Consider the following 9,377-nt stretch of genomic DNA (forward strand, 5'->3'; position numbering starts at 1 on the left):
AGGCTGGGTTCACCATTCCGCCACGCGCCGTTCACCTGGCATCTCACCATCGGTCAAGACGAATGCCGGGCCGCCGCCTAACGTCACGTGGGTGGTCAAGCTCTCCGTCATCGTGCCGTTTTACAACGTGCAGCAATACGCACCCGACACCCTGAGGAGTCTGCGTGCCAACGCGCGCCAGGACTTCGAATTCATTCTCGTCGACGACTGCTCGCGCGACGAGACACCGGACATTCTCGCGCGCGCGGAGCGCGAGCTCCAGGGTGCCGTGTACGTCAGACACGAGCAGAACGGAGGTCTGGCGACCGCGCGCAACACGGGCATCGACGCGGCGCGCGGCGAGTACCTGACGTTCCTCGACGGCGATGACTGGCTCGCGCCCGGCTACTACGAGCAACTCCTCGCCGCCATCGAGGAGTTGGGCGTCGATTTCGTCCGTACGGACCATGTCCAGACGACCGCTCGGGCCCGCTCGATCCACCGGGTTCCGCACGGTCGGCGCGGTGTCGTGCTGAACCCGCGCGAGGCGATCCTGCCCGCCGACCGCTCCACCTCCGTGGACTACGCATACGCCTGGGCGGGCATCTACCACCGCCGTCTGGTCGACCGGGGCGTGCTGCACTTCACCGACGGGCTGCGCACGGCCGAGGACCGGCCGTGGATCTGGAAACTGCACCGCGAGGCCGAGTCGTTCGGCGTGGTGGGGCTGCTCGGCGTGTTCTACCGGCGCGGAGTTTCGTCCTCGCTGACGCAGATCGGGGACGTACGGCAGCTGGATTTCATTCGCGCCTTCGACCAGGTCGTACGGGAAACGGCAGAGGACCGTGAGGCGGACAAACTCCTGCCGAAGGCCGTACGGACCTACTGTGCGATTATTTCTCATCACCTGGGATCCATCGAAAGGTTCGAGCCTCCCGTGGCACGGAAACTGAAGTCGATGAGTGCCGTCGCATTGCGGCGTATGCCGCAGGACGTCCTCGACGACGCCCTCGACTCCATGGACGTACAGCGCGCGACGCGACTGCGCCGGCTGCGCCGCCGTCCCGTGTCCGCGGGGGTGGCCGCGTGACCACCCAGATCTTCATGGCGTCGACGCTGTACGGCACGGCGACGCTGGCGGCGGCCGTAGACGCCGACTGCTTCCGCCCGGCCGACCGGCGCATCCTGCTGGTCTCCAACAACTCGGCGACACCCGAGACCTCGCCGGGCATCGACGAGATGCCCGGCTTCGAGCAGCTGCGCGGCCGGTTCGACGACGTCGTCTCGTGGAACGAGACCATCTCCCCTTTCCACCCGGGCGGTTGGTCCCCACGCCTGAACGACGTACCGCTGTGGGAGCGTCATCTGCGGCTCGCCTGGAACCTCGGTGACGACGACATCGAGCTGGCCGTCGAGTCGATCCAGGTGAACCCGGCCCTCGGCGTCGCGCAGATCTTCACGGGCGCGCCCATCACCGTCTACGCGGACGGCCTGATGAGCTACGGGCCCACCCGCAGCAAGATCGACCCGCTGGTCGGCACGCGCATCGACCGGCTCCTCCACCTCGACCTCGTGCCGGACCTCAAGCCGCTGCTGCTCACCGAGTTCGATGTCGAGCCGGAGATCGTGCCGACGGACGCGTTCACCAAGGTGCTCGCCGAACTCATCGACACGGGTGACGAGTTGCCCGTCATCGAAGAACCGGCCCTGCTGCTCGGCCAGTACCTCTCCGCGCTCGGCATCCTGACCGCCGAGCAGGAAGAGGACCTGCATGTACGGATGTTGAGGGGAGCCGTCCAACTCGGCCACCAGCGCGTGGTGTTCAAGCCGCACCCCAGCGCCCCGGCCCGCTGGTCGCGCGCCCTGGAGAAGGAGGCCGAGAAGCTCGGCGCCGAACTCACGGTGCTGGACACTCCGGTGCTCGCCGAGGTGCTCTACCAGCGGATGCGGCCCGCGCTGGTCGCCGGCTGCTTCTCCACGGCGCTTCTCACCGCCTCGGCGCTGTACGGCCTGCCCGTCGCCCGGATCGGCACGGAGACGCTCCTGGAACGCCTCAAGCCGTACGAGAACAGCAATCGCGTCCCCGTGACGATCGTGGACGCCATGCTGCCCGAGCTGACGGACCAGAAGGCGGTCACCGAGCAGCGCAAGGGGCTCGGCACGGACCGACTGACCGAACTGCTGCGGGCGGTGGGCTACGCCATGCAGTCCAAGATCTACCCGGATCTGCGGCCGACCGCCGAGCGGTATCTGTCGCGCCACCTCAACGGCCACACCTGGCGCTACTTCAAACGCCGACGGCTCACCTCGCTGGGCCTGCCCGGCGCCGTGCCGACCCAACTGGCCTTCATCCCGCGCAACGCCACCGTACGCCGTGTGGCCCGTCGCGCCCGATCGCTCAAGAGGGCCACTCTCGGATGACTTCGGTCGACTCAAAGCCCGCCCCGACGGTCTTTCCGGAGGCGGGCACCACCGCCGTCAGTACCGGCACCGGTTCCGACGGCACACCACCGCCCCGGATCATCGCCCGGCCGCGCACGTCGCGCCTTCGCGCGCTCGACGGATTGAGGCTGATCGCCGCGCTGATGGTGGCCGCGTACCACTACGGCGGCCGGGACGGCGAGGTCGCGAAGGCGTGGGGCTCCTCCGCGAAGCTGCAATTCCCCACGCTGAGCGAGTGGTTCGCGTACGGCTGCCTGGGCGTGCACATCTTCTTCGTCATCAGCGGCTTCGTGATCTGCATGAGCGGCTGGGGACGTCCGCTGCGCTCGTTCTTCGCCTCGCGCGCGTCACGGCTGCTGCCGTCGTACTGGGCGGCGGTGATCCTCGTGACGGTGGTCTTCGCACTGCCGGTGGTGGCGTACAAGGCCGTCTCGCCGAGCGACGCGCTGCTGAACCTGACGATGATGCAGCAACCCCTGGGCGTGGACCGGGTGTTGGGCGTCTGCTGGACCCTGTGGGCGGAGGTCCGCTTCTACGCGCTGTTCGCGCTGTGCGTCGTCATGCCGGGCGCGAACCGTCAGGGCATCATCCTGTTCTGCGCGGGCTGGACCATGGCCGCGGCGATCGCCGAGGCGGCGAACGAACCGCTGCTCGACCTGATCCTGATGCCCGAGTACGCACCGTTCTTCATCGGCGGCATCGGCCTCTACCTCATCCACCGCGACCGGCACGACGCGTACGCCTGGGGCATCGTGATCGTCAGCTGGCTGATCGGCCAGCACTACGCCGTCTCCTCGCTGTGGCACGCACCCAACCCGGACTTCTTCTCCTACCGCACCTCGTCCGGCATCATCCTGGTCGTCACCTTCGGCTTCGTCGCGGTCAGCGCGATCGCCCTGGGCTGGCTGAACTGGGCCCACTGGCGCTGGCTGAGCGTCGCCGGCGCGCTGACGTACCCCTTCTACCTGGTGCACGAGCACCTCGGCTGGGTCGCCATCAAGGCCTACCACCAGAGCCTGGGCATCCCGTCGTACGCGACCTTCCTGCTGACGATCGCGACGATGCTGCTGCTGGCATGGCTGATGAACCGCTTCATCGAGGACCGCTGGACACCAAAGCTGCGCTCGGCGCTGTCGAGGCCTCGCCGCTGAACGCCTTCAAGGGGCGCTGAACGCCATCAAGATCCCCGCAGCGTCACGCCGATTCCGGCGATGACCGCCGCGAGGCCTTCCTCGAAGCCGCGGTCGTGGTCGCGGAACATCTCCTCACCCGCGGCCACGGCGAGGGGGTAGGCGGCGAGCCGTTCGGCGCGGGCCGCCAGGTCGTACCCCTCACCGCCCTTGACCGGGTCGGGCCCCATCGCCTGCTCCTCGATGACATAGCCGATCGTGTAGCTGGACGCGGTGAACCAGGCACGGGCGGCGCCGGCCGGGGTGAAGCCGTCGCCCGTGAGCGTCCGGAGGTGGCGCTCCATCGGGTCCGCGTACGACATGTCCGTGAAGTGCGTACCGCTGTAGACCTTGGCGCCGTCGCGATAGCGCAGCAGGTGCGCGCGCAGGCCGCGCATCGCGGTGGCGATGGCGTCCTGCCACCGCGCCGGGAGCTCGCCGAGGTCGGCGTTCATCCGTCGGAGCATCACCGTCGCCATCTCGTCCAGCAGCGCCTTCTTGTCCTTGAAGTGCCAGTAGAGGGCGGGGGCCTTGACGTCCAGTTCCTTGGCGATGGCGCGCAGGGTGAGACCTTCGAGGCCGACCTCGTTCAGCAGCCGCAGCGCGGTGTCGGCCACCAGCGCCCGGTCGATCTTCTTCGCCACAGCCACGTCCGCACCCTATCCGGACCCTGTCCGGCGGCACCCCCTTGACAACTTAACAACGTTAAGGAGACTCTTACGGCATGGAACTTAACGACGTTAAGGAAGCCGACGTGACCGACGTACTGGTGGTCGGCGCAGGCCCCACCGGTCTCGCCCTCGGCTGCGACCTGGCCCGGCGCGGAGTACACGCCCTCGTCGTCGAGCGGGCCGACGGGCTCTTCCCCGGCTCGCGCGGCAAGGGCATCCAGCCGCGCACGATGGAGGTCTTCGACGACCTCGGCGTACTGGACGCGATCCGCGCGCACGGTGGCCCGTACCCCGTCGGCGTGATCTGGCAGGACGGTGAGCGGCAGGGCGAGCACCGGATGTTCGACGAGGTGGCCCCCACAGAGGCGGTTCCGTACGCCGGGTCGTGGATGGTCCCGCAGTGGCGTACGCAGGAGATTCTCTTCGCGCGGCTGCGCGAGCTGGGCGGAGGCGTCGCGTTCGGGCGCGAGCTGACCGGGCTCACGCAGGACGCGGACGGGGTGACGGCGACGTTCACGACCGGCGCCCCCGTGCGGGCCCGGTACGCGGTGGCCGCCGACGGCGGACGTTCCACCGTGCGCCGGCTGCTCGGCATCGGCATGACGGGCGAGACGGTCGACCCGAATCCGGCGCTGGTGGCGGACGTCCGCATCACCGGACTCGACCGCGACAACCTGCACGTCTTCCCGCCCGCCGACGGCGAGGGCTTCCTGGTCCTCTGGCCGCTCCCGGGCGTCGAGGACTTCCAACTGGCGGCCGGCTTCGAGGATCCGGCCGCCACCCCGGACCTCTCCCTCGACGGCATCCGCAAGCTCATCGCCACCCGGACGCATCTCGAGCCCGACGCCGTGACCGAGGTCCGCTGGGCCTCGGACTTCCGCCCACACGCCGCGCTGGCGGACCGCTTCCGGGAGGGCAGGGTGTTCCTCGCGGGAGACGCGGCCCACGTCCACTCACCGGCCGGCGGCCAGGGCCTCAACACCAGCGTCCAGGACGCGTACAACCTGGGCTGGAAGCTCGACGCCGTCCTGCGGGGCGATACACCGGACGCCCTCCTCGACTCGTACGAGGAGGAACGACTCCCGCTCGCCGCGGAGATGCTGGGCCTGTCGACCCGCGTCCACCGGGGCGAGACCCGACGCGGCGAGGCCACACAGCAGCTCGGGCTGAGTTACCGGGGCTGCTCCCTGGCGGTGGAGACCCGCACCGGCCTCCCGGAGGACGCCCTCCACGCGGGCGACCGCGCTCCGGACGGCACGCGGGGCGGCGTACGGCTCTTCGACGTGTTCCGGGGGCCGCACTGGACGTTGCTCACGGTGGGCAGGAGCCCCGAACTTCCGCACCTGGACAGCGACTTGGTGCACACGATCCACATCCCACCGTACGAGCCGTACGGCACCGGCGTGTTCCTGATCCGCCCGGACGGGTACGTCGGCTGGGCAAGCGAGACGGCGGAGGGGCTGGCCGAGTACTGGGCCCGGTTCGGCGCCCGCCGCCGGTCAGCGAGTCACCGGGCTCAGAACGCGTCGCTCGGCACGTAATTCCCCCAGACCTCCCGCAACGCGTTGCACACCTCGCCCACCGTCGCGCGAGCCCTCAGCGCGTCCTTCATCGGGTAGAGGACGTTGTCCGTGCCCTCAGCAGCCTTCTTCAGCTCCGTAAGCGCTGCGTCCACCGCCCCCTGATCCCGCTCGGCCCGCAGCTTCGCGAGCCGCTCCGCCTGCTGGGCCTCGATCGCCGGGTCCACCCGGAGGGGCTCGTACGGCTCTTCCTCGTCGAGCTGGAAGCGGTTGACGCCGACGACGACCCGTTCGGCGGCGTCCGTCTCCTGGGCGATGCGGTAGGCGGAGCGCTCGATCTCGCCCTTCTGGAAGCCGTGCTCGATGGCGTTGACGGCGCCGCCCAACTCCTCGACCTTCGCCATCAGTTCGACGGCCGCGGCCTCCACCTCGTCCGTCATCTTCTCGATCACGTACGAGCCCGCGAACGGGTCGACCGTCGCCGTCACATCCGTCTCGTACGCCAGCACCTGCTGCGTACGGAGCGCGAGGCGGGCGCTCTTGTCGGTGGGCAGGGCGATGGCCTCGTCGAAGGAGTTGGTGTGCAGGGACTGGGTGCCGCCCAGCACGGCGGCCAGGCCCTGGACGGCGACGCGGACCAGGTTCACCTCCGGCTGCTGGGCGGTCAGCTGCACGCCGGCCGTCTGCGTGTGGAAGCGCAGCATCAGCGACTTCGGGTTCTTCGCGCCGAACTCGTCCCGCATCACCCGGGCCCAGATGCGCCGCGCCGCACGGAACTTGGCGACCTCCTCCAGGATCGTCGTACGCGACACGAAGAAGAAGGAAAGGCGGGGGGCGAAGTCGTCCACGTCCATGCCGGCCGCGACCGCCGTGCGCACGTACTCGATGCCGTCCGCCAGCGTGAAGGCGATCTCCTGCACGGGTGAGGCGCCCGCCTCGGCCATGTGGTAGCCGGAGATCGAGATGGTGTTCCACTTCGGGATCTCGGTCTTGCAGTACTTGAAGATGTCCGCGATCAGGCGCAGGGAGGGCTTGGGCGGGAAGATGTACGTGCCGCGCGCGATGTACTCCTTGAGCACGTCGTTCTGGATCGTGCCCGTCAGCTGGTCGGCCGATACACCCTGCTCCTCCGCGACCAGTTGGTACAGCAGCAGGAGCAGGGAGGCAGGCGCGTTGATCGTCATCGACGTGGACACCTTGTCCAGCGGGATGCCGCCGAACAGGATCCGCATGTCCTCGATCGAGTCGATCGCCACGCCCACCTTGCCGACCTCGCCGCTCGCGATCGGGGCGTCCGAGTCGTGGCCCATCTGGGTGGGCAGGTCGAAGGCGACGGACAGACCCATCGTGCCGTTGGCGATGAGCTGCTTGTAGCGGGCGTTGGACTCGGTGGCGGTGCCGAAACCGGCGTACTGGCGCATCGTCCAGGGGCGGCCCGTGTACATCGAGGGGTAGACGCCGCGTGTGAACGGGTAGCGGCCCGGCTCCCCCAGCTTCTCGGCCGGATCCCAGCCTTCCAGGGCCTCCGGCCCGTACACCGGCTCGATGGGCAGTCCGGACTCCGACTCGCGCGCCATGGGTGTGCCTCCGCGTTGCTTCACATACTCGCCAGTACAGACGACCCTCGCCACGGACTGTAGTGGTGGCCGTGCGGCCGGTGGAGAGGCCCAGGCTGGGAGCTTGCTCACAGCCCGGACGAGACCCCGGTCACAACCCGCTCACAACCACGCGCCCGGTCACCACAATGCCCCGTAGTTCACAACCAAGCACCCCCGGGAAACATCAAAGGGTGCACAGTGAGCAACGGGGGACCCAAATGCGTACTCCAGGCATGTGGAGATCAGTCACGGCTGTCGTGGTACTGGCCGCGGTGAGCGGTTGTACGGTCCAGGCCGCCGGTACGTCCGGCAAGAAGGATCCGGTACATATCGCGACGGCGCCGGCCGAGAGCCCCAACAACCCCAAGCCCAAGCAGCCGGCCCAGCCCGCCGAGCCTGCCGAGCCCGCCAGGGACGCCACCAAGCCCTCGCAGCCACCAACGAAGCCTCCGAAGCCGTCCCCGCCTCCCGAGGTGCTCTGGTCGCGCGGCGACCAGGGCAGGGACGTACGCGAGGTGCAGGCCCGGCTGCGTCAGATCGCCTGGTTCTTCGAGGCCCCGACGGGGACGTACGGCCCGGCGACAGCCGCCGCCGTCAAGGGTTTCCAGGGCAAGCGGGGGCTGCCGCAGACCGGGAAGACGGACTCCGTGACCTGGCAGCGGCTGCTGAACATGACGCACGAGCCGGGCAGGTGGGAGCTGTACGCGGCGGGCGACCAGCCGGCCGCGAAGCCGGACCCGCGCTGCATGACGGGCCGCGTGATGTGCATCAGCAAGACGAGCCGCACGCTGCGCTGGATGATCGACGGCAGGACCCTGTCGACGGTGGACGTGCGCTTCGGCTCGCAGTACACGCCCACCCGGGAAGGCGAGTTCAGCGTCACCTTCAAGTCACGCCACCATGTGTCGACGCTGTACGACACCCCCATGCCGTACGCGATGTTCTTCAGCGGCGGCCAGGCGGTCCACTACTCGTCGGACTTCGCGGCGACCGGCTACAACGGCGCCTCGCACGGCTGCGTGAACGTACGGGACGAGGCGAAGATCGCGGCGCTGTTCGGGCAGGTGCGGAGCGGCGACAAGGTCGTCGTCCACTGGTGAGGGCCGGAAGGCGGCCGGGAGAGGTATGGGGCGCGGGCGGGACCGGGGGAACGTGTCCCGCCCGCGCCAATGTGCACTGAGCCATGGGTACGGGGGGAACCCCGGCTCGTGCGCCAGCCGATGACCAGTCGGCTCACTTAGTACTGCGTTACCCCGGCCGAAAGTGTCACACCCTGCGGGCCAGACCTTTGAAAGCGTACGAAACCGCAGGTCAGAGCCGGGATGCGGGCGGGGACAGCGGGACCGTGCCGTCCTGGGAGGCCGAGGTCGGCGTCTCCTCGCCGGAGGTGGTTCCCTCGCCGGAGGCGGAGGCGGGGGCGAGGGCCGGGATGGCGCGGCGCTGGACGTGGCTGGTCGGGGCGTCGCCGGTCGGGGTTATGTCGCCCGGCTCTTCGTCCTTGCCCTTCCCGTCCTTGCCGCCCTTCCCTCCCTTCCCGTTCTTCCCGCCGCCGTTGTGGTCACCTTCGTCGGAGTCGTCGGCGTCGTCATCGGAGCCCTGGCCGTTTCCCTCGGGCGCCACGTCGTCCCGGTCCTGGGACTGCGCGAGGACATTCGTGCAGTACTGCCGTACGCGCTCGGGCCCGCTCGCCGCCTCCTCCAGACTGCGTCTGCGGTCGGGGCCGAGTTTCTTGCCGTCGCGGACGTCACGGCAGGTGGCGGTGACCTTCTTCCACCACTCCGCGGAGCGCGCCTCGTTGCCGGCGTTGCCCGCTCCGGGCCGCGGGGGCGTGCTCCCCGGCGTCTTGCCGCGCTTGTCGTCCCCGGTGCCCGGTGCCGAGGGGGAGCCGTCGCCGGTCGGGCCGCCCGTGTCGCCGTCCGGAGCCGGTACGTCGGGGGCACCGCCCCGCGTCCCGTCGGGGGACGGAGTGATCAGCGGATGCTTCGGGGTGGGAGGCGC

At 69.4% G+C, this 9,377-nt stretch carries 7 protein-coding genes and 1 pseudogene; 5 read left to right on the plus strand and 3 right to left on the minus strand.

Going from position 1 to position 9,377, the window contains the following annotated elements:
• Positions 1-91 precede the first annotated feature (91 nt).
• From IEZ21_RS14825 to IEZ21_RS14835, 3 genes are read left to right on the plus strand one after another with little or no spacing between them, the layout of a single operon-like run.
• Positions 92-1,069: a glycosyltransferase family 2 protein gene (locus IEZ21_RS14825; protein WP_189322364.1), complete on the plus strand. Its 978-nt coding sequence runs from the start codon at positions 92-94 to the stop codon at positions 1,067-1,069.
• Positions 1,066-2,400 (plus strand): alpha-2,8-polysialyltransferase family protein, encoded by a 1,335-nt coding sequence (locus IEZ21_RS14830; protein WP_189322365.1) that lies wholly within the window; start codon positions 1,066-1,068, stop codon positions 2,398-2,400. The genes IEZ21_RS14825 and IEZ21_RS14830 overlap by 4 nt, the downstream gene beginning before the upstream one ends.
• Complete coding sequence (locus tag IEZ21_RS14835) at positions 2,397-3,572, plus strand: acyltransferase family protein (protein ID WP_189322366.1); 1,176 nt, start codon at positions 2,397-2,399, stop codon at positions 3,570-3,572. Before IEZ21_RS14830 ends, IEZ21_RS14835 begins: the two co-directional genes overlap by 4 nt.
• A gap of 26 nt (positions 3,573-3,598) precedes the next feature.
• Here the strand turns inward: IEZ21_RS14835 and IEZ21_RS14840 are convergent, their stop codons facing one another.
• Positions 3,599-4,234, minus strand: a complete 636-nt coding sequence (locus tag IEZ21_RS14840; RefSeq protein WP_373302235.1) for a TetR/AcrR family transcriptional regulator C-terminal domain-containing protein — start codon at positions 4,232-4,234, stop codon at positions 3,599-3,601.
• A gap of 80 nt (positions 4,235-4,314) precedes the next feature.
• Between IEZ21_RS14840 and IEZ21_RS14845 the strand changes: the two genes are divergently transcribed.
• Positions 4,315-5,802 carry an FAD-dependent oxidoreductase gene (locus tag IEZ21_RS14845; RefSeq protein ID WP_189322368.1) on the plus strand — a complete coding sequence of 496 codons (1,488 nt, stop codon included), beginning with the start codon at positions 4,315-4,317 and terminating at the stop codon, positions 5,800-5,802.
• On the opposite strand, the gene IEZ21_RS14850 is transcribed toward IEZ21_RS14845, so the two are convergent.
• The gene (locus IEZ21_RS14850; protein ID WP_189322369.1) at positions 5,778-7,358 is read right to left on the minus strand and encodes an acyl-CoA mutase large subunit family protein; all 1,581 of its coding nucleotides are present in this window, start codon (positions 7,356-7,358) and stop codon (positions 5,778-5,780) included. The two genes, IEZ21_RS14845 and IEZ21_RS14850, sit on opposite strands and share 25 nt — an antisense overlap.
• Before the next feature lie 254 nt (positions 7,359-7,612).
• Between IEZ21_RS14850 and IEZ21_RS14855 the strand changes: the two genes are divergently transcribed.
• Positions 7,613-8,479: a L,D-transpeptidase family protein gene (locus IEZ21_RS14855; RefSeq protein ID WP_246567734.1), complete on the plus strand. Its 867-nt coding sequence runs from the start codon at positions 7,613-7,615 to the stop codon at positions 8,477-8,479.
• Between the two features lie 211 nt (positions 8,480-8,690).
• On the opposite strand, the pseudogene IEZ21_RS14860 reads toward IEZ21_RS14855, so the two are convergent.
• A pseudogene (locus IEZ21_RS14860) lies at positions 8,691-9,377 on the minus strand (hypothetical protein); the annotation flags it as partial.

The organism is Streptomyces flaveus, assembly GCF_014647675.1.
Taxonomy (GTDB): Bacteria; Actinomycetota; Actinomycetes; order Streptomycetales; family Streptomycetaceae; genus Streptomyces; species Streptomyces flaveus.